Origin of the sequence: Pontibacter rufus (assembly GCF_015694705.1) — a bacterium.
GTDB classification, from domain to species: Bacteria; Bacteroidota; Bacteroidia; order Cytophagales; family Hymenobacteraceae; genus Pontibacter; species Pontibacter rufus.
The window spans coordinates 192,879-213,690 of sequence record NZ_JADQDR010000010.1 but is presented as its reverse complement, the minus strand read 5'-3'; the positions used below and the strand labels follow the sequence as shown (position 1 = coordinate 213,690).

18 protein-coding genes are annotated in these 20,812 nt (G+C 45.1%); 15 read left to right on the top strand and 3 right to left on the bottom strand.

The window, feature by feature from the left end:
• The first annotated feature begins 98 nt into the window (after nt 1-98).
• The 11 genes from I2I11_RS17090 to I2I11_RS17040 all read left to right on the top strand — a co-directional run bounded on the left by I2I11_RS17090 (nt 99) and on the right by I2I11_RS17040 (nt 10,426).
• Complete coding sequence (locus I2I11_RS17090) at nt 99-1,223, top strand: WG repeat-containing protein (protein ID WP_196268948.1); 1,125 nt, start codon at nt 99-101, stop codon at nt 1,221-1,223.
• A 96-nt stretch (nt 1,224-1,319) separates the two neighbouring features.
• The gene (locus tag I2I11_RS17085; RefSeq protein WP_196268947.1) at nt 1,320-1,688 is read left to right on the top strand and encodes a hypothetical protein; all 369 of its coding nucleotides are present in this window, start codon (nt 1,320-1,322) and stop codon (nt 1,686-1,688) included.
• Between the two features lie 118 nt (nt 1,689-1,806).
• A complete protein-coding gene (locus I2I11_RS17080) occupies nt 1,807-2,217 on the top strand; it encodes a hypothetical protein (RefSeq protein ID WP_196268946.1) in 411 nt (136 codons plus the stop codon).
• Between the two features lie 89 nt (nt 2,218-2,306).
• Nucleotides 2,307-2,762 carry a DUF4265 domain-containing protein gene (locus I2I11_RS17075; RefSeq protein ID WP_196268945.1) on the top strand — a complete coding sequence of 152 codons (456 nt, stop codon included), beginning with the start codon at nt 2,307-2,309 and terminating at the stop codon, nt 2,760-2,762.
• A gap of 96 nt (nt 2,763-2,858) precedes the next feature.
• Nucleotides 2,859-3,296 carry a hypothetical protein gene (locus I2I11_RS17070; protein WP_196268944.1) on the top strand — a complete coding sequence of 146 codons (438 nt, stop codon included), beginning with the start codon at nt 2,859-2,861 and terminating at the stop codon, nt 3,294-3,296.
• An 85-nt stretch (nt 3,297-3,381) separates the two neighbouring features.
• Nucleotides 3,382-4,290, top strand: coding sequence for a tetratricopeptide repeat protein (locus I2I11_RS17065; protein WP_196268943.1), 909 nt, complete (start codon nt 3,382-3,384; stop codon nt 4,288-4,290).
• Between the two features lie 249 nt (nt 4,291-4,539).
• Nucleotides 4,540-5,334, top strand: coding sequence for a hypothetical protein (locus I2I11_RS17060; protein WP_196268942.1), 795 nt, complete (start codon nt 4,540-4,542; stop codon nt 5,332-5,334).
• Nucleotides 5,335-5,555: 221 nt separating this feature from the next.
• Nucleotides 5,556-7,760: a VapE domain-containing protein gene (locus I2I11_RS17055; RefSeq protein ID WP_230680380.1), complete on the top strand. Its 2,205-nt coding sequence runs from the start codon at nt 5,556-5,558 to the stop codon at nt 7,758-7,760.
• A gap of 332 nt (nt 7,761-8,092) precedes the next feature.
• Nucleotides 8,093-9,031, top strand: coding sequence for a MerR family transcriptional regulator (locus I2I11_RS17050; RefSeq protein ID WP_196268941.1), 939 nt, complete (start codon nt 8,093-8,095; stop codon nt 9,029-9,031).
• A gap of 310 nt (nt 9,032-9,341) precedes the next feature.
• Entirely contained in the window at nt 9,342-9,764 is a 423-nt protein-coding gene (locus I2I11_RS17045; RefSeq protein WP_196268940.1) for a hypothetical protein, read from the top strand.
• Nucleotides 9,761-10,426, top strand: a complete 666-nt coding sequence (locus I2I11_RS17040; protein WP_230680379.1) for a recombinase family protein — start codon at nt 9,761-9,763, stop codon at nt 10,424-10,426. The genes I2I11_RS17045 and I2I11_RS17040 overlap by 4 nt, the downstream gene beginning before the upstream one ends.
• Before the next feature lie 422 nt (nt 10,427-10,848).
• On the opposite strand, the gene I2I11_RS17035 is transcribed toward I2I11_RS17040, so the two are convergent.
• Nucleotides 10,849-11,250: a DUF7793 family protein gene (locus tag I2I11_RS17035; protein WP_196268939.1), complete on the bottom strand. Its 402-nt coding sequence runs from the start codon at nt 11,248-11,250 to the stop codon at nt 10,849-10,851.
• A gap of 84 nt (nt 11,251-11,334) precedes the next feature.
• Here I2I11_RS17035 and I2I11_RS17030 point away from each other — a divergent pair, with 84 nt between their 5' ends.
• From I2I11_RS17030 to I2I11_RS17015, 4 genes are all read left to right on the top strand, one after another.
• A complete protein-coding gene (locus I2I11_RS17030) occupies nt 11,335-13,746 on the top strand; it encodes a bifunctional aminotransferase class I/II-fold pyridoxal phosphate-dependent enzyme/GNAT family N-acetyltransferase (protein ID WP_230680378.1) in 2,412 nt (803 codons plus the stop codon).
• 38 nt (nt 13,747-13,784) lie between these two features.
• A complete protein-coding gene (locus I2I11_RS17025; RefSeq protein WP_196268937.1) occupies nt 13,785-15,467 on the top strand; it encodes a PAS domain-containing hybrid sensor histidine kinase/response regulator in 1,683 nt (560 codons plus the stop codon).
• A 647-nt stretch (nt 15,468-16,114) separates the two neighbouring features.
• Nucleotides 16,115-17,374: an alkaline phosphatase family protein gene (locus I2I11_RS17020; RefSeq protein ID WP_196268936.1), complete on the top strand. Its 1,260-nt coding sequence runs from the start codon at nt 16,115-16,117 to the stop codon at nt 17,372-17,374.
• Nucleotides 17,375-17,458: 84 nt separating this feature from the next.
• A complete protein-coding gene (locus I2I11_RS17015; protein ID WP_196268935.1) occupies nt 17,459-20,014 on the top strand; it encodes a phosphocholine-specific phospholipase C in 2,556 nt (851 codons plus the stop codon).
• 288 nt (nt 20,015-20,302) lie between these two features.
• Here the strand turns inward: I2I11_RS17015 and I2I11_RS21610 are convergent, their stop codons facing one another.
• Both I2I11_RS21610 and I2I11_RS17005 read right to left on the bottom strand, forming a co-directional pair.
• On the bottom strand, nt 20,303-20,401 hold the full coding sequence (locus I2I11_RS21610; RefSeq protein WP_370583002.1) for a hypothetical protein: 99 nt from the start codon (nt 20,399-20,401) through the stop codon (nt 20,303-20,305).
• Nucleotides 20,402-20,536: 135 nt separating this feature from the next.
• Complete coding sequence (locus tag I2I11_RS17005) at nt 20,537-20,698, bottom strand: hypothetical protein (RefSeq protein WP_196268934.1); 162 nt, start codon at nt 20,696-20,698, stop codon at nt 20,537-20,539.
• Nucleotides 20,699-20,812: the final 114 nt, after the last annotated feature.

Genomic DNA, 20,812 nt, shown 5'->3' with positions numbered 1-20,812 from the left:
AGAAAAACAGCAGCTAACACTGTGTAAACGGCAGCATCGGCCGACGACCTTCGCCGCCGTTTACACTAGTCCGTTAGTGCCAAGTTTAAGAAAGACCAATGGACAGAGAATATTTTCAATTTTATGACGGAGAGAAAATGGGCATTAAGACCATTGAAGACGGAGTGATTATTCCTGCCGTTTATGACTTTGTAGAACCTTTTTCTGACGGACTTTTTAATGTAACACAAGCGAACACTCATGCTTATTTTGACTGCTATGGGAAAATTGTTCTTCCTTTTCAAAACAAATATGAATCATACGGAAATTTTACTGAAGGACTTGCACGTGTTAGAATAAATGAAATGTGGGGCTACATAGACAAAGCAGGAAAAGAAACAATAAAACCTCAATTTCATTTCGCTGAAGAATTTTCAAATGAATTTGCTATCGTAAGGAATTCTGAAGACAAATATGGAGCAATTGACAAAACAGGGAAATTAATCATCGACTATGAATTTCGTATTCTAACGAAATTTGAAAATGGTTACGCAAGATTTGGTGACTATAAAACTTACGGACTTATTGACAAATCTGGAAAGATTGTGATTCCTCAAGAATACATTCACATTGGACCAGTTGAAAACAATAAAGTGAAAGTTCAAATTAAAGAGGGTGAAAAGTATAAGGAAGGCGTTCTGACAATCGGAGGGTCTGTTGAATGGAATAATAACCTTGATAAAGTAAATGAATTTAATCTGAAACGAAAACAATTCATTACAATGACCGAAGAACTCATTCAAACAATGTATAGTGACGGTTGCCCTTGCGAATACCAAAGATTTAGAAACTACATTCAATGGGATAAGCCAGTTAGTTTTCTTGACCAACAAGAAATCTTTTTCATTTTCTCAAAGCACTTAGAAAAAGATGTCGACAATTCAATTAAATGTAAATCGTGCGGAACGACCTATCTTGAAAGTTGGGAGGAGTATAGTATAGCATTACAAGTAATTAATGTCAAAATAACAAAGACAGGAAATTTCACAGAGAAAGGCGCAAAAGTCCAATCTAACATTCCAGTTAGTCTTGGCTTTCACGGTTATGACATAGACAAATTAAAAAAAACATATAAGCAGACAGACAACGAAACTGTAATTAATTACCTGAAAGAAAAACCTGGCACTAACAGCACCTTGCCAAAAGCGGGGCGTTCGTGGGTACAGAAACTTTTCGGCAATTAATAAACATTAGTGGTAGCTTGACAGGTTGGTGCTCCGAAAGCCCCGCCTTCGGCAAGCTGCAAACCGTTGGCATAAATTTATAATAAGAAGAAGGCAATGAAAAAAATACTTATTGGGATTGTTATAGGTATTGGACTCTTGTTCCTTTTCATACTAGTTAAGGGATTATTCGTTGCTCAACTTGAGGTTCCGAAAAACCATGTAACTGTCCGAATTTCAATAAAGTCTAAGAATGAAATTGATAAATTAACCTTGACCTCTTCAAGTTCTAAACAAATAATCAAGTTAGAAGGACAAACTGAAACTGTAATAATATTTCCAAATCCAGGAGAAGGTACTTTTAAAATTTGCATTTTATTTTCTGATGGAAAAGAAGTTTGCAGCAAGGAGAGTTACGTAGAAGCTGGTTACTCACCAAAACTAGAACTTACTGATAACGAAATAAGAACCGTTGAGTGGAATTGATTATAATAGGTTCTGGAAATGGAAAGAAAAACTAATGCCAACGGCCTCGTGTAAACGGCAACTTCGGCCGACGGCCTCCGCCGCCGCTTACACGAGGCCGTTGGCTTTAATGTAAATTATGGAAAAAGAGAATCTGTTTCAGGGACATTTAAAGCTTACTACCTTTTGCTACTTCAAGGACTCCAACACTTGGAATTTTAATTTTGAAGAAAAGGTAATCCTTCAATCAGAGTGTCTTTGGAGATTCTTAGGTAATGGAAAAATCAGATATACATCTAATGACCATGGACAAAGGTATGGGCTTGAAAGACCTTTAGACTTAGAGAAAGAAATAAAGGAACTTCTGCACAACTATGCATTGCTTAGAATAGGTCGAAATTTAATGACAGGGGATTTATACTTTGAATTTGATAAGGAATATAAATTCGAACTACTAACTGACTCTATCGGATTTGAAAATTGGTCTCTTAATGTAAACTCGAATCTGATAATTGGCTTAGGTCAAGGAGATGTAGCACGGTTTGAATGAAGAATCACTTAAGCCAACCAAGTATAGCAGTTACGCTTCGGCTACGCCTTGCCATCTGCTACACGAGCATGTTAGGGGCAATAAAAAAAATGGAAGAAGAATCAGAAGAATACACAAAGGTTTACTTTGAGTTCTTCAACGACATTCTCGACGAGGATTATGTTGAAAGCGTTTGGGCGGCTGTTGTGGACGAAACAGAAGGGCTTTACAAATTGAAGAATATTCCCTTCTTCGTGAAAGGCTATTCCAGTGAGGACACCGTCTACGCTGAATTGGAAGATGATAGATTAGTTGTGAAAGGACTTGTAGAAGAATCAGGTAACAGCACCTTGCAGATTATTTGTTTTAAAGAAGAAAGCGCCGAACAAATACAGAAACGACTGGAAGAATTCGGATGCGCCTGGGAAGGGAGTCACCTACCTGGATACTTTTCGGTTGACGTTTCAGCAGACTTAGATTATGAACCGATAAGGGAATATCTAGTTGACCTAGAAGAAAAAGAAATATTGAGCTACAGAGAAGCTTGTTTGGCTCATAAAGAATAAAAAAGAAAAATTACTGCCCCAAACATTGTGTAAACGGCATCTTCGGCCGACGGCCTCGCCGCCGCTTACACGAGACCGTTGTGGGTAAATTGAATTATGAAGAAAAACTTTGCTCTTGAATTGCAAGAAGGCTTTATAAGTCTTGTAGCAGAAGATGATAATTCTGTTGCCGAGAGGCGTGCTCCGTTGGGCAAGAAATTTATTGATTTTAAAAGAATTAAAAAGGGCTGCAATATAATTCATGAAGATTGTTCTGGTTTTCCTGAAGATTCAAAAGGAAATGCTTCCAATATTTATTGTCTTGATGATAGCTTTCAGATAAAGTGGAGTATTGAAGTTCCATTAGATAATAACTGCTTTCCAAATCCTATCCAGTGGCACAGGAAGATGGAAAAGAAGAATGACAGCAAAGGGAATTTAAACCTTACTTATGTAACCAATACCGAAACATTCACATGTGCTGACTGGCGTGGAGTAACAGTTTCAGTAGAATATGAGACAGGGAAAACGATAGAATCTGAACTTACAAAATAAATCTACCCACAACACTGCACATAAGCCAAGCAGCGGCTATGCCTTGCTCGCTTTATGTACTAACCGTTGTGGTAAATAAAGTATTATGAAAACAAAATTATACTACTTGGTTTTTCTCTGGGCTTGCTTAGGTTGTGCATCAATCGGCGACAGTACACCTGATGAAGAATGGAATAGAAAAACTGTACAGTACAGTGCCTTTACCGATAAAGAGCAATACGGCAAAGCTTTGACTATTGCATTGGAACAAGTGAGAACTGCAGAAAATGAGTTTCCCAAAAGTATATACATGGCAGATGCCTACAACAGACTTGGGCTTGCTTACAGAAACATAAAGGACTTTCAGAAGGCAGAGCAGTACCTGAAGAAATCTTTAGTAATAGCTAATGCACAAAATACGATAACCACATCCATTCACCAGAACCTTGCACTTGTTTATAAAGAAACTGGTAAATTGGATTTAGCTATTGCCTCCATTCAAGATGCACTGGACAGCTACGCAACTGAGCCTGTAGTTGATAGTACGTCAATGTATCATGCAAAAGTGATACTGGTGGAACTATTGACTATAAAGCAAGACTACGAACAAGCATTTAACCTGCTGAAAGAAACTGTAGAATACAGCTTAGCAACAGGAGACTCTTCTTTATTAATGGGTGCAACTTCTGCCTATGTTGAATTAAGCATGCACCTTGGGCAATATGAAGATGCACTCAAAGGAGCTGAAAGGCTTAGGTTGTACTATGAGAGAAGTGGTGAAAATGAGAGATATGCTAATGCCATAAATCATAAAGGGGCTGTTTATTTTGTGAAACAAGACTACGAAAGGGCTATCGAATATTTCGAAAAAGCAGCAGAAAATAAATTAAGCCATTTCAAAGACTCATCATACATCGCAATACAACTAAAGAATATAGCCTTGGCTTATGAAAGAAATGGAAATAAGGCAGCAGCAGCAGAATATTATAAATTGTACGAAAGTGCAAAAAAATAACTTACCACAACAAAACCTATAGTGCATAAACGCACCATAGCCAAGCCGTTGGCTGTAAACTCAAATCATAGAAAATGCAACAAACAAAGCTGCTTGGCATAACTACTTTCCTATCTTGCCTCGTCTCAGCTTGTGGACTGTTCTACTACTAATGCCCATGCTTTGCAAGAAGTGCAGTATCTAAGTGTGACAGGATTTAACAATGAAGCATTCTTCGAACAATGAAAGGCAAAAGGATTTAAACAATTTATGCATATTACTGACTACATCTCATATATTTTCCAAGGAGAAAAATACGAAAGTATACATCAATACATTACAAAACAGCCAAAAGAATATTATGAGGAACAGGACAGTGCTCTAGAAATGGAGCTCTGGCGCTTCTATTATCACAACGTATTTCTAGCAAAACAGCTCTCTTCCATGTCAGCCTTCCTGGACTACCACATGTTCAAGTTCATGGGTGAGCTCAGCGACTTTATTTACTTCGTTAGGATGAGCCCTGAGTGGATACCCATGGAAGCGGTGGAATTCATATCCAATACCAGATTCAGATCCGATCTTGCACTTGTCCTAGTGGACTGGCTGGAGAAAAGAAAGCAACAGGCAGAGCGAAGCCCTGTGCAGTCGGTAGTTCGAGATTATAGAATAAAGGTCATGCGTGAGGGCGAGCAGGTCTCCATCGAGGAGATAGAGCGGTTCTTTATCATGAAGCTGTGCCGGCCCAGGAAAAGGGGCCGCAAGAATATCGTGGAGGAAAGCCTGGTAAAGCATTGGGTGCACACCTGCTTTCACGGATCGGATCTAAGGCTGGAGAGTGTTAAAATTCAGGTAAACGGAAGCCAGAAGGATATCCTGGAGGCTGTGTACGAGTTCTTCGACAAGGTTGACACCGATACGTCCTCAATACACGCCTACTGCTACATGCTGATAGACACATTCGATAAATTTTCAAAATACATTGACCTGGTGACAGGAGAATACAGAGTGGAAGCTCTGGGAGCGAACTTCGCCCGCCATGGTAAGAAAACCAAGAGCTTCTGATATAATAAAAATTGACGGAATTTATGACGTAAAAACAGACGAAAGACGTACTTCCCCACCACGCGCAGTTGTTTCTGAAATTGCCTTCATAAACACTTAACGATTAAGTTTATGATAGAGCTATTTCTACTTTTAACCCTTGCGCGAGGGGCGGTTGCAGCAACTGCCTGGCGCTTTTTCATGAAAAATCATGTCGCACCCTCTTCTGAGCGTGACGCATCATGATGCCTGTAAGTATATTTCAAAACTTCAACCAAATCACAGAGAACCTGCCCATCGGGCAGATTCTCCGCCGCATCCAAAGCGGGGTGTATTGCAGCCAAGTAGAGCAGGTGCGCCTGCTGCTGCAACAAGGGGAAACGGAAGCCTACGAGCAGGCGAAGAAAAGTTTGCCTGCCTTCACACCCTCCGGCATCTTTCAGGGCGGACGCAAAGAAAAGCACCTGCAGGCTTACTCAGGAGTTATCGTGCTGGATCTGGACAAGCTCGCTGATGAAAAACTGGCAAAAGCAAAGCAAAAAAGCTGTGCATCGCCCTATACCTACGCCGCCTTCACCAGCCCATCGGGCAACGGCCTGAAGGTGCTGGTGCGGGTGACAAGTGCAGCCGGTGCTCATAAACAGGCCTATAGCCAGGTAAAGGAGCACTATGAACTTCTGCTGGGGCTGAAGGTGGACGAATCGGGCAGTGACGTGACGCGACTGTGTTTTGTCTCCTTTGATAGCGGCCTTTACCAGAATGCGTCAGCGTCAGTCTTCCCGGTGCAGGCTGCTGCTGAGCCCATTACCAATACCAGCAACAAAAAACAGTTACAGTTAGGCAATAGCAGGCAGCCGCAAAGCAATACGCCATTATCTGACGCAGAAGCGGTGTACAGCCACTGCATTGCACTCACCAAGCGCAGGTACAGCTATGCGGAAGGGGGCCGCAACAGCTTTGTGCACCAGCTGGCCTGCAACCTGAACCGTTATGGCATAGCGCAGGCGGAGGCGCTTAACTTCCTGCTCTGCGACTACAACTACAACGAGCAGGAGGTGACAGCATCTGTTAAAAGCGCCTATGCCCATGTGCAGGAACACGGCACTTTTACACTCCGCCCTGACACGAGCAGAAAACAACAGTCCAAAGCCGCATCAGCAACGCGGACGCATCTGGCGGCAACGGCATCGGCAACACGGCCAGCTGCTGACTTAGATGACTCAGAGCAGCATCCTTCCAGAGAAGGGGCATCCGGTGACACCCACATCGACAGAATAGAGGAATTCCTGCTGGCACGTTATGAATTCCGCTATAACAATGTCATCAGCAGGGCTGAATATAGCACCAGTGAAAAAGGAAAGTGGAAGCCGCTGAGTGACCGGGCAGAGAACAGCATGCTGCGCGAGCTGAAGAAAGCTGGGGTGCGCGTGAGCCAGGCAGAGCTACGCGTGCTGCTCACCTCCGACTTCTGCCCGCTCTATGATCCATTCAAAGCCTACTTCGAAAGCCTGCCTGATTGGGACGGCGAGACCGACCACATCGGCGAGCTTGCCGCAACTGTCTCCACCACCGATACCGAGCAGTGGCAGCTGTGTTTTCGGAAGTGGTTTGTGGCCATGGTGGCGGGGGTGCTAGATGAGACCGTCGTCAACCACGCACTCATCGTGCTCAGCGGTGGACAGGGCCTGGGCAAGACGACCTGGGTGCTGAACCTAATACCTCTACAACTGAAAGCATACCTGTACTCGGGCGAGATAAACCCCAATAATAAGGATACGCTGCAGCAATTGTCGGAGAACATGCTCATCAACCTGGACGAGCTGGAGAACCTGAACCGCTCGGAAATCGGTGCCTTGAAGGAGATGGTGACCAAAAGCGAAATAAAAGTACGGAAAGCCTATGGGCACCACCACGAGAAAATGCCCAGAAGGGCCAGCTTCGCGGGATCTGTGAACACGGCCCAGTTCCTCAACGACACTACCGGTAGCAGGCGCTTTCTCTGTTTTGAAGTCACCGATATCAACTACCGGCACGAAGTGTACCTTGCTGTGGCCTACGCCCAGGCGCTGCATCTTTTCAAAGCAGGTTATCGCTTCTGGTTTGACAAAGAAGAGATAAAACGCGTCACCTACAGCAACGAGCGCTTTCAGGTGCGGAGCGTGGAGGAAGAACTGCTGCTTACTTGGTTTGAAAAAGCGATGGATAATGAGGCATGCCTGTTCCTGACCACCTCACAGATTGCAGCTAAACTTGCCGAGAAGGCGAAGATTACTGTGAGCGATGCCAGCGCTAACAAGCTGGGCAAGGCGCTGCGCAAGCACGGCTTTGAGCGGAAAAAGCGGGGCAGCAGCTACGGCTATCTCATGCGGGAACTGAGCTGGGAGGAAGTAGCAGCCAACAACAGCCAGTTGCCTGCCACTACTCCGGAATCTGCCCCGCCGTTCTAACACAGCAGTCTCCTGTAAACGGGTAAGATGGGTAAGCAAGGTTCGGGTAAAAAGAAATGCACCTTACCCGGAGATGAAGCAGCAGGGGTTAAAAAATATTAAAACCGCTGCGGTGCCTTCCAAAGGCCTTTTTCGCTCCGGATGGTGCTCTGCCATAGGCTCAGAAAAGAGCGGGTAAGCTTTTGTTGCAAACTCTGCTTACCCATCTTACCCGCCATACTGGGTGGTTTAAACAGCCACTGCGGAAAAGTAAAAATAAAAACATCAAAAAGTTTAGAGGCCTGATAAGATATTGAATATTTTATTACATTTGGGTAATAAAAGCATAATAAGTGAAAATCATAGACGTCATCCACAAGTTCATCACGCACCGGGAGCTACTCTGGGGTTCTCAGGGAAACTTCCTCGCCTTCATGGAGCATTACCACAGCCGCATGTTCTCTGTCCGGGACGCGCTCGTCACACCCAAGCGCTTCCACGACTGGCTGCGCGAAGGCCTGCTTCCACTGGAAGTACCGGAAGGAAAGAAAAACCTGATGAGCCTGCCTGAATTCATCTGGGTCCGGCTCATCGACAAACTGCGCCAGGTGGGCACGCCCCTGGAGCACATCCGCGAGCTGAAAGATTTCCTGTTCACGCCCATAGACCCGGAGTACCTCCAGCAGGTACTCCGGGAACAGCAGGGGGCGAGGGCTACGCTCCGGCGCCAGTTTGACGGCATAGGGCTTGATGCCCAGCAGAGGCAGTTGGTGGAAGACAAGCTGGAAGCGGAGGATTTCTTCTCCGTGCTGGAGGGCATCGGGCAGACGGTGCTGGACTCGGTGCTACTGCGGCTGCTACTCACCTCCGACGAGGCGGGTGTTATGCTGATGCCCAGCGGCTACTTCCGGGTGTGGCTGGAGAGTATGGGGGAACCCAGGATGAACCAGACGCATGTATACCTATCCATCAGCGAAGAGTTGAGCCTGTTCCGCTCCAACAGCCTGCGGGAGCAAAAATCAGAGCCACTCAACCAGGTCTCCGATGAGGAGTGGCAGGTAATCTGGGCCATCCGCAACAGAAGGGCCAAGGAAGTGACAGTGAACTTTGTGGAGAAGGGAGAGCAGCGGCGGCTGGACATCACCACCACCACAGATGAAGTGCTGGACCTGAGAGACGTGAATGAAGAAGCTATTCTGCGTATCCTGCAGGGCAAATTCCTCGATGTGAGGCTGAAGGGGCAGGACGGTAAGACACTTTATATAGAGCGGAGAAAGCGCAGGCGGGTTTAAGGGTTGCTATCGGTTGCTATCGTTTGATTTGGGTTGCTGCTGCAGGCAAACCATCGTTTGCAACGAGCACCAACCCAAATCAACCGTCAAAACAAACAGCTGCCAACCGAAACCAAACGCTAAAACAGACGGGTGCCAACCCAAATCAATCCAAAAACAACCAGAACAAACAAAATCAACCGGGAATTACAACTGCTAAACACATGCTGAGCATGGCTATAGCTTCTTAACGGCACTGAAAGCCTCAGGCCTATAAAGAAAAGAGCTCTTGTACCGGAAAAACCGGACAGCAGCGCTAACGGAATACTCCGTGAACACCTTAACCAACCAAAAACAACCTTTAACAAAAGCGCAAAGCCAGCAAAAAAAGACAAGCCAGCAGGCACAGCAACCAGCAACAAACAATTTCAGACAAGAGGAATACCAACAACAGACACTCCAACAGCAGCAGCAGGAAGAAGGGCTCTACCAGCAGGTAAAGCAGGACGAGGCGCTTGGGGCATACCATACAGCAAAGCTGCTGGGCACACCAGGATACACCCACCTGACAGCAGAGGAAGCAGGCGGAATGGTAGAGCAGATGCTCAGGCTCACCACCCTCCTGTATGAGATGCTGCTGGAAGAAGAAGCAAACAGGAAGGCGCATCCGGCTATTCAGGGCATCGAAGAGCCGGCCCAACCAAAAACAACCCAAATCAAACATAAAAAACCGCGGCAGCACATAAGAAAATGAGAAAGCAACCGGATTCAAACGCCAGCGCAACCAAAAGCAACCAAGTTCAAACCACAAGTAAATCAGCAGCAACCAAGAACAGACCGGCAGCAACCGGAAACAACCAGGGTTTGCGCATCTTCGCCTATCCGCAACAGATTGGGAAAAAGAAAAGCAAGGCCGTTACCAGGGGAAAAGTAGCTGTTATTTATACGCGCGTCTCCACCAAAGAACAGGCTGAGACAAACCAGAGCCTGGAAACGCAGCTGGAGCGCTGCCGCCTTTATGCTGAGCGCCACGGCTATGAGGTGGTGGAGACCTTTGGTGGCACTTACGAGAGCGCCAAGAACGATGAACGCAAGCACTTCCAGCTCATGCTCGACTTTGTGAAGAAGAGCCGCCACAAAGTAGGCTACATCATCGTCTATAGTCACGACCGCTTCTCCCGCTCAGGCTCCAATGCCATCTACATCACCGACCAGCTAAGCCAGCTGGGAATATCAGTCGTAGCTGTTACCCAGCCGGTGGACACGATGACGGCCTCTGGAAAGCTGCAGCAGGGCATCCAGTTCCTTTTCTCTCTGCCGGTAGCAATACCAAAATCAGCTAAAAGCCTGCAAATTATATGTTTGCAGGCTTTTTTATTTTTTGAGCTCTACCAGATTGTTCATTTTTTCGCATAAAAGAGGTGCATAATCCTGTGAGTTCAATTGAGGGTGCTATTTATTCACCAGAATTTACATAACAAACTAATTATCAATATGTACAAAGGCTGTGCATCTTGATTACGGTTGACTACAAAGCTACTTTTGTTTAACTTTTAAAGTCACCGATTATAAACCTTGGCAGCTTCAATTTTACTGGTAACTCCGTCGGGCTTGTGACAAAAGGGAGAAACTACATTGCTTACCCCCGCGCGCTCGACCCGTTTTGTTTCCTTTTGAATGAGTGAATCATCCTCTAATGATAATCGTGAAGGCAAATTCATTTCCCGCCCGCATACTTTTAAAACAAATTGCTACACTAAACCTTCAAGTTTGCTATAAACCCAAAGCAGACCACTTCAGTGAAATAGCAATCAGGCGATAGCAGCCAGGAGCTAAGGCTATCTCTTAAACTGACTGAGCCATTCGGTTGCATTGTCCCTGTTAGTGAACATCCGTGTAGGGTTTAGGGGCTTGTTTACCATGATATAAAAATTTGCCATCATTCTCAGTACTGGAGAACTTACTAAAATAGCACTGGCAGAAACTAACTCGTTCCCTTCGTTTGCGAGATAATCCCGGGCTTCTTTTGTGGACTGTTTTACCTTGGTTATATCAAACACGCAGGGGTAGGACTCCCCCGCAACGAATTCCAGCCTATCCTTCACGCAAGTCTTGGCAATGACTATATCCAGCATGTTAATCTCTTTGAGATCACAGTACATAACTCCGTCCTGACAAAGAAATTTTAAATGTTCTGTTTCTTTGAATTTTGTTTTGAAAGATTCTCCTAAATTTGCCATAATTTTGTATTAATTTAATTCTGCCTTATCAAGCAAGAAGCAATCACAAATATAATAAATATGGCTAAAATTAGGCATAACAACATGCTTGACACAGTTGATTCTGTGCTGTCAGTATCCAAAAAGAAAGGCATTATTCACCTGCATGCGGAAGATGAAGCCCTTGATGGGCAGACACTCACATTGAATGGTCAAAAAGTACTTCATTTTGGGACGTGCGGGTATTTGGGGCTTGAGCATCACCCTGAAGTGAAGAGAGGTGCCATAGAAGCCATTGAACGCTATGGCACCCAATTCCCCATGTCAAGGACGTATATATCAAGTCCTTTGTATAGAGAGTTAGAAAGAATGATACAGGAAATGTACCAGGCCCACGTGGTAATTTCTAAAAACTGTACACTTGCTCACCTGACGACGATACCGAGTATTATACGACAAACCGACTTGGTTATATTGGATCATCAAGTACATGCCAGTGTGCAGGAGGCGGTGAAGAAGATGCTAAGCCAAGGTATTAACATTGAGATGATCCGACACAATAACCTTGAGATGCTAGAAGAGCGCATCAAGAAGCAGAGAAGTAACTATGACCGGATATGGTACATGGCTGACGGGGTTTACTCTATGTATGGTGATTTTGCACCTATTAAAGAAATGATTGCCCTGGCAGAGAAATACGAGCAATTGCATTTATACGTGGATGATGCGCATGGTATTAGTTGGGCGGGTAAGTATGGCACAGGCTATGTCATGAGTCAGATGGAGAATGGTCTGTATCGCAAAATGATTCTGACAGCTAATTTGGGTAAAGGCTTCGGTGCCTGTGGCGGTTTGTCACTATTCCCCAACGAAGATTGGTACGATAAAGTAAATAATTTTGGTGGCCCGCTTACTTTTTCTGTTCAGATAGAACCTGCTACGCTTGGTGCCGCCCTGGCATCTGCCAGAATTCACAGGAGCGATGAATTCATTGGCTATCAGAAGGAACTGCAGAATAGAATAGCCTATTTTAACAGATTGTTAAGACAGACGGATTTACCGTTGGTGCATGAAAATGAAAGCCCTATTTTTTATATCGGCACAGGTACCATGGACATGGGCAACTACCTTGTGCAGGAGCTAATCAAGGCTGGTATTTACGTTAACCTGGCTACCTTCCCGGCCGTGCCAGCCAAGAATATCGGAATACGTATCACTATCTCTCTGAACAATTCCTATCAGGCAATTGATGAATTGGTCAGCAAACTGAAACTTCACTTTAAAAGAGCGCTTCTGGAAACAGACCAATCTCTGGAAAAAATCAGAAAGGCTTTCAAAATGGCTTCTAAGGGTACATTACCAGTCATGGGGGAGCCTGCCGCCGATATTCTAACCGTTGAGCGCCATACTACTATCGAAGAAATTGATGCGTCGGTATGGAATCAGTACCTTGGTAAGAACGCCATGTTTGACTGGGACGGCCTGAAATTCCTGGAAACATCCTTCAAGGGCAATGAGGAAAAGGAAAACAACTGGCGTTTCAGATACTACAAAGTGGAAGATCCCCAAGGAAAGCTTATCCTGATGACCTTTATGATTGTGGCACTGCAGAAAGACGATATGCTTTCTCAGGTTTCCATCTCAAAGGCAATTGAGGAAGAAAGACAGGTCAACCCCTATCACCTTACTTCTACGGGAATCATTATGGGAAGCTTATTTACAGAAGGGAATCATATGTTTATTGACAGGGAAAGCCCTTACTGGAGAAAAGCACTGAAGGCACTTATCAGTGAACTGTACAAAGAGCAGGATCTAGAGGGGGCCAGCAATATCCTGCTTAGAGACATGGATGCGAATGATCGGGAAATGGATGAATTCATGGTGGAACAGGATTTCGTGAAAATAGATTTGCCGGAATCCTGTGTAGTAGAAGATCTTAACTGGAACACCGAAGAAGAATTCAGAAAAACGCTCTCCCGGAAAAGCAGAGAGCACTTTGCACCCGGCATCAAACGGAACGAGCATTTTTATGAAGTTCAGGTAAAAGATCAATTGTCTGAAGATGAGTTACAGTATGCCTTTGCTCTTTTCAAGAATGTGAAGAACCATAACCTGGCGATCAACAATTTTCTTTATGCTGATAAACTCTTCAATAACATGAATGAGAGTGATGCCTGGGAATTTATATTGCTTTATATCAAAGAGGAATACTCCGCCAACAGAAGACCGGTATCGGTTTGCTTTTGCCATAAAAACGTTGACAATGTGTACAGTCCTATGTTGATCGGAATGGATTATGACTATCTGATGGAATATGGTGTGTATAGACAAACGCTTTATCAGGCAATCAGGAGGGCTAATGCTTTACATTGCAAAAAGGTGAATTTCGGTATCTCAGCCTCCATCGAAAAGAAGAAACTGGGTGCCACACTCTATCCGAAAGTGGGCTACTACCAGGCCAAAGACAACTTTACAATGGAGATGTTGGAGGCCACTATTGCCATTGAGAAAGCTTAGGGCGGCCATCAAATTTACAATCGTTTAAATATATCCACATGAAAGTTCTTCAAGAGAGAATTGAGGAAATAATTACACTAATTGCCGAAGTAGCCAACGGAAACTTTGACTATGAGATCGATACTTCAGAAACAGGTGATGAATTGGATGCCATTATTTCCGGTATCAGCATGCTGGGACAGGAACTGAAGAATTCTACTGTTTCCAGAGACTTTATGCAGAGCATTTACAGGGGGGTAGTGGACATGCTTTTAATTTTGAACCCCGATTTCACTGTCCGGAATGTTAATGAGGCTTATGAGGAGTTACTGGGGTATCAGGAAGAGGAACTGAAAGGGCTGCATCTTTCTGAACTCGTTCATGAGCATGATAAACCTGCCCTTATGAACCTCCTGGAGAATTTTCAGGATAAGGGAAAGTACCTGAATGTTGAGTTATCCCTCAGTACCAAGCAGGAACATTCTATACCTGCCTCCTGCTCTTTTTCTTACCTGATGAGCAATGAGAAAGAAGTGGATGGTATCCTGGTCATTGCTAAGGATATCACTGAAATCAAAAAGAAGGAGCGCGAACTTAAGGATGCAAAAAATAAGGCGGAGGCGGCCAGTGAGGCGAAGAGCAACTTTCTGTCAAGCATGAGCCATGAGATCAGGACGCCGCTAAACGGAGTTATGGGCTTTACGGGCTTGCTGATGGAAACTGACCTGAGTGAATCCCAGGCACATTATGTCCATCTTATTAGGACCTCCGGCTCCACACTCACAAGGCTTCTTAATGATATCCTGGATCTGCATCGCATAGAAAGTGACAAATTATTCCTTGAGATGATTCCTTTCAATATCCGTGAAAGTGTCTTATCTAACCTGGAGCCCTACAGGCAGTTGGCTCAAAGTAAAAATCTTTCTTTTACTTATTCCTTTAGCGAGTCATTACCTGCAGTAGTATTAGGCGACCCCACCCGTATAGGGCAGATGCTCATAAATCTGGTAAGCAATGCCATCAAATTCACAGAGCATGGAAGTGTACACGTGCATCTGGAGGCAGTAGGGGAGCAGGAGGAATTTAAGCTTAAATGTACCGTTACTGATACAGGCATTGGCATTCCAGAAGAAAAACAGGCTATAATTTTTGATTCTTTTACGCAATCTGATCAGTCAGTCACCCGCAATTATGGTGGGTCCGGGCTCGGGCTCTCCATCAGCAGAAAGTTAGCGAGTCTGATGCAGGGCAAGTTAGGTGTTGCCAGTCCTGTGCCGGGTCAGCCTAACGGCTCTTGCTTTTGGTTCTCGGTTACACTAAAGTCTGCACAAAGCCAGGAGGGCAGCAGTAAAAATGCTGACATCGATACAGAATTTAAATTACAGAAAGATACTCAAATACTGGTTGTTGATGATAATGCACTGAATGTGATGCTGATGGAGGATGTATTAGGAAACTTGGGAGCTACCGTTACTACAGCCCAAAGCGGAAAAGAAGCTGTAGAAACTGCCCGGTTGAAATCCTTTGATTTGGTGTTCATGGATATAGAGATGCCCAATATGAATGGGTTGGAAGCGGCCATGCTGCTCAGGAATCTGAATTTTAGCAGCCCCATTATAGCATTTTCCGCCAATGCTTACAAAGATGACATCCAGAAAAGCATTGAAGCGGGTATGAATGATCATTTATGTAAACCTTTTGACAGCGATGAGTTAACAGATTTGCTTAGGAAGTGGATATAATGACATTAAAATAACTATACGATAAAGAGTGCAGCCAAGGCAAAAGAGCTGTTTTTACCCTTGTTGTGAACTGTTACGTTGTTGACGCCTTGGCTGCGCCCTATTAAAGGTGCGTTACGCTGTTTACTCTTGTTACTTAGTAATACTAAACATATAGGTTTATAGTATATGACGGTAGTTATATTATACCGCTATCTTGTAATGATTGATTATAAACTTATATTTCGAACAGGAACCCTACAAATGAAATCAATGAAGATAATTTGCCTCCTTGGCCTTCTCTTGATTTTATAGTAGCATGTGACAAATCAGATCCAGAGCCAGCCACCAAAACTATCATAACGGCAGGGGGTAACGGTCAGGGCATAGCTGCTAATTAGTTAGGCAACGACAACGTGAATGAGGTGATGTGGATATTAGAGGACTAATAGCAAATGCCTGCTCAGGAATAAAACATCCGGAGCAGGCATTTGCATTAGTTTTATACTTACTACCCCATGAAATTAAATCCAGGTAGCTGGGCAAAAGAGAACAAGATAAGGGATGAAAGGCTGAAAGGATAATGTGCCCTGTAAATCAATCAGCTATATTTGCTTTTGACTTCTTTATACTTAATTCTGGCTTTATACTAAGTTTTCTCAAGATAAATGAACAGCCACAACCTGAAAATTGCCATTGTCTTCCTCTGCCTGTTTTCCTTTACAGGGCAGGCGCAATCAAACAAAAACAAAGCGTTGTTTATTATTGTTGACGGCATCCCGGCTGATGTTGTCGAAAAAATCAGTACGCCTAACATCGATGAAATAGCTGCCGTTGGCGGGTATACAAGAGCTTATGTTGGCGGTGAAAAGGGCGGTTATTCGCAAACTCCTACCATTTCAGCGGTAGGCTATAACAGCCTGCTGACGGGCACCTGGGTAAATAAGCACAACGTATGGGATAATGATATCGAAGCACCTGACTATCATTACTGGAGCATTTTCAGATACTTGAAAGAGCAGTATCCGGAAAAGAAGGCGGCTGTTTTTTCCTCCTGGCTCGATAACCGGACAAAGCTTGTAGGGGAAGGGCTACCCGAAACCGGCAACATCAAATTAGATTATCATTTCGACGGGCTGGAGCTGGATACTGTTCATTTCCCTCATGACAAAAAGAAGGAATACATGCACCGGATAGACGCGCGGGTAACTGATGAAGCAGCCCGGTATGTACGGACGGAAGCACCGGATTTATCATGGGTATACCTGGAATACACAGACGACATGGGGCACCGCTACGGCGACAGCGAGCAGATGTATCGTGCCGTTGAAATGGCAGACGAACAGATAGGCCGTATTTGGGAAGCTATTAAGTACCGCGAGAAACAGTTTCAGGAAGATTGGCTGCTGGTAATTACGACCGATCATGGCCGTGACAGCAATAGCGGCAAAGGACACGGCGGCCAATCTGAGCGGGAACGCACTACCTGGATTGTAACCAATGCAAATGACCTGAACGCCAGCTTTCAGGAGCATCCTGGCATTGTGGATATTATGCCAAGTATTGCCCGCTTTATGGATATAAATATCCCGCGTGAGAATTTGATGGAACTGGATGGCGTTCCTTTTATAGGCGACATCTCTATTAGCAAGCCAGCCGCATCTTACCAGGATGGCGAAATCCAGCTAAGCTGGAAGGCATTGGGAAAGAAAGGTAAAGTAAAGGTATGGATGGCTACAACCAATAATTTTAAAACAGGCGGTAAAGACAAGTATAAATTACTGAAAGCGGTGCCCCTCAAGCAGGAAAAAGCTACTCTTTCTGTGGAGGATTTACCCTCTGATTTTTATAAAATTGTGCTGGAGGCACCTCATAATATGGTTAACCGGTGGATTATACTTAAAGATAAGCAGCAAGGCGAAGAATAAAATAAATGCCCTCTGCCTGTTGTCTGCCAAGTATGATGACCTTTCAAATATGAGCTTTTTCAAATACATCATTTATATTCACTAATGGATACCAGGAGAGATTTTATAAAACAAGCCGCGCTATTGGCAGGAGGCGCCGGCATGTGGAATACGCTGCCTGCTTCTGTTATGAAAGCCTTGGCGATTGACCCGGAACAGGGAAGTACCTTTTACGATGCCGAACATGTGGTATTGCTGATGCAGGAGAACCGCTCCTTTGACCATTGTTTCGGGACGCTTCAGGGAGTAAGAGGCTTTAATGATCCACGTGCCATTCAGCTTCCGAACAAGAACCTGGTATGGCTGCAGTCAGATGCGGCAGGCCGCACCTATGCGCCCTTCCGCCTGGATATAAAAGATACAAAAGCCACCTGGATGAGTTCGCTGCCCCATTCCTGGGAGAACCAGGTAGATGCCCGTAACCAGGGCAAGTTTGACCAGTGGCTGGAAGCAAAACGCTCAGGACATGAAGCGTACAAAGATATTCCGCTTACCCTGGGCTATTATACCCGCGAGGATGTTCCTTTTTATTATGCGCTGGCAGACGCCTTTACCGTGTGTGACCAGCACTTTTGTTCTTCGCTGACCGGCACTACCACCAACCGGCTGTTTTTCTGGAGTGGTACCTTGAAAGGCAAGCCCGGCGACATCGCCAATGTCCGTAACTCAGATGTGAATTATGAGAAGGAAGTAAGCTGGAAGACATTTCCCGAACGGCTTGAGGAAAACGATATCTCCTGGAAAGTATACCAGAACGAGCTGAGCATTTCAACTGAACTGAGCGGGGAAGACGAAGCCTGGCTGGCAAACTTTACAGACAATAACCTGGAATGGTTTACGCAGTACAATGTACGTTTCAGTAAAGCCCATTATACTTACTTACAAGGAAGGCTGGCAGCCTTGCCCCAGGAAATAGCCGGACTTGAAGCTCAGTGTAAAACGCTTTCAGGCAAAGAGAAAGCGGCAGCGGCCGAAAAACTTCAGCAAAAGAAAGAGGAGCTGATATCTGTAAAGGAAGCGCTGGACAAGTGGAACCCTGAGAATTTCAGGAAGCTTTCTGACCGCGAGCAAAGTCTGCACGAAAAAGCCTTTGTAACGAATACCGGCGACCCGCATTACCACGAAACGGAAACCCTGGCCTATCAGGAGAATGGCAACGAGCGCAGCATGAAAGTACCGAAAGGTGACGTGCTGCATCAGTTCCGCGCAGATGTAGCAAAGGGCAAATTGCCCACCGTGTCGTGGCTGGTGGCACCGGAGAATTTCTCCGATCACCCCAGCGCTCCCTGGTATGGCGCCTGGTATGTTTCTGAAGTGCTGGATATCTTAACACAGAATCCCGAAGTTTGGAAGAAAACCATTTTCATTCTGACTTATGATGAAAATGACGGGTGCTTTGATCACATTCCGCCCTTTGTTGCGCCAAAACCAAACGATCCTGACAGCGGAAAAGTATCGGAAGGCATTGATACGGCCGATGAATATGTAACGATACAAGAGGAACTGCGCCGCAGAGACATGGACGAACGCTATGCCCGCGAAAGTCCTGTTGGCCTGGGTTACCGGGTGCCGATGGTTATCGCCTCGCCCTGGACGCGGGGAGGTTGGGTAAATTCAGAAGTTTGCGACAGCACCTCCACGTTACAGTTCCTGGAAAAATTCCTGGGCAGGAAAACAGGGAAGAATATTAAAGAAGCCAACATCAGCACCTGGCGCCGTGCGGTTACCGGTGATTTGACCTCGGCTTTCAGACCCTACAAGGGCGAAGAAATAAAACTGCCCGCTTTTGTGAAACAAGAACCATTTGTGAAAAGCATCTACAATGCCAGATTCAAAAAGCTGCCGTCGGATTATAAACTGCTCAGTACAGAAGAAATCGGGCAGATAAACGCTACTCCCGTTGGCTCGCCATTATTGCCACAGCAGGAAGAGGGAACCCGGCCATCCTGTGCCCTGCCTTATGAGTTGTACGTGGACGGTAACCTAAGCGAAGACAAGAAAACATTTGAAATCACTTTTGATGCGGCCGATAATGTCTTTGGCCATGATGCGGCCGGAGCGCCTTTTAATGTATATGCTCCGGGTAAATACCTGCAGGGCGGCAAAGATGAAAACATGCGTTTTGAAGCTGTAAAGGCCTGGGCTTATGCTGTAAATGCAGGAAGCCGGATTGCGCACAAATGGCCGCTTGACCATTTTGAAGACGGGAACTATCATCTGAGGGTATATGGCCCAAATGGTTTTTTCAGAGAGTTTGGGGGCAGCCAGCAAGACCCGGCGGTAGATGTACGTGTGGGTTACCAACGGAAGACAGGAATGATGCGCGCTAAGTTGTCGGGCCGTGTGGAATTGAAGATAAAAAACCACAGCGCAGGAAAGCAAAGGATTCAGATTGTAGACCATGCCTACAAAAACCCGCCCGTAACCAAAGAAATTGCCGCCCTGGCAGAAGCCGTTGTGCAGATAGATACAAAACCAAGTTCGGGCTGGTATGATTTCTCTGTCCGGGTGCAGGGAAACCCAAGTTATGAGAGAAGGTATGCCGGAAGAGTGGAAACCGGAAATCCCTCACAAAGCGACCCGTTTATGGGCAGAGTTTAATAACGACCGAACCGGCCTAACCAAGAAAGCAATTGTCGATAGAATAAAAATTGTGGATTTGCCGATAAAAGTGAAGGGTAGAAAAGGTTATGCAGCTAGTGCATATTGGTTGCACCCTGAAGTTTCAGCCCGAGACAGCGGATGCCGTTCTCGCTGAAGGTATAAACAGTTGTGTTTCCGGCATCAGCTACGTAAAGCATGTGTTTTTACCGACTTCTATACCTGTAGGTCTTATAAAAACCGGAGCATCATTGCCGGCAGTTGTATAAGTGGTGACAAGCTCTCCTGTTACGGTAAATTTACGATACGCTTGTTACCTGTATCCGCAACATACATACTGCCATCCGGCCCTACGGCTACGTCAACAGCGGTCTCAAAAGAGCTCAGTTCCAGTAGAAATTGTCCTTCGCTGCTAAATTTTCTTCCAACGTGCTTATATACATCTGTAACGTAGATGCTGCCGTCCGGGCTACTGCAATTCCCTCAACATAGGAGCCGGTATATTGGCTGGTCAGCATATGCTTAAACTTCCCTCTCCACCACAACACCAGCAGGAGTAGAAAGGGTAGCACCGATAAGGTGTTTTGTTTCCAGAGCTGTTTTCTGGGCCTTACATTCTGAATTCACCAACACGATAATCAATAAAAGAAGTAAAATGCTAACGATGTATTTGTTTGTCAACATAGCTTAGATCATTATTAGCTGATTTTGTAAGTTTGTTCAAAGAGTGCGATAGCGGAATGTCTAAAACGCTCCTCAGCCAATTTAAATCCAGGAGAGTAGAGAATGGTTACACAA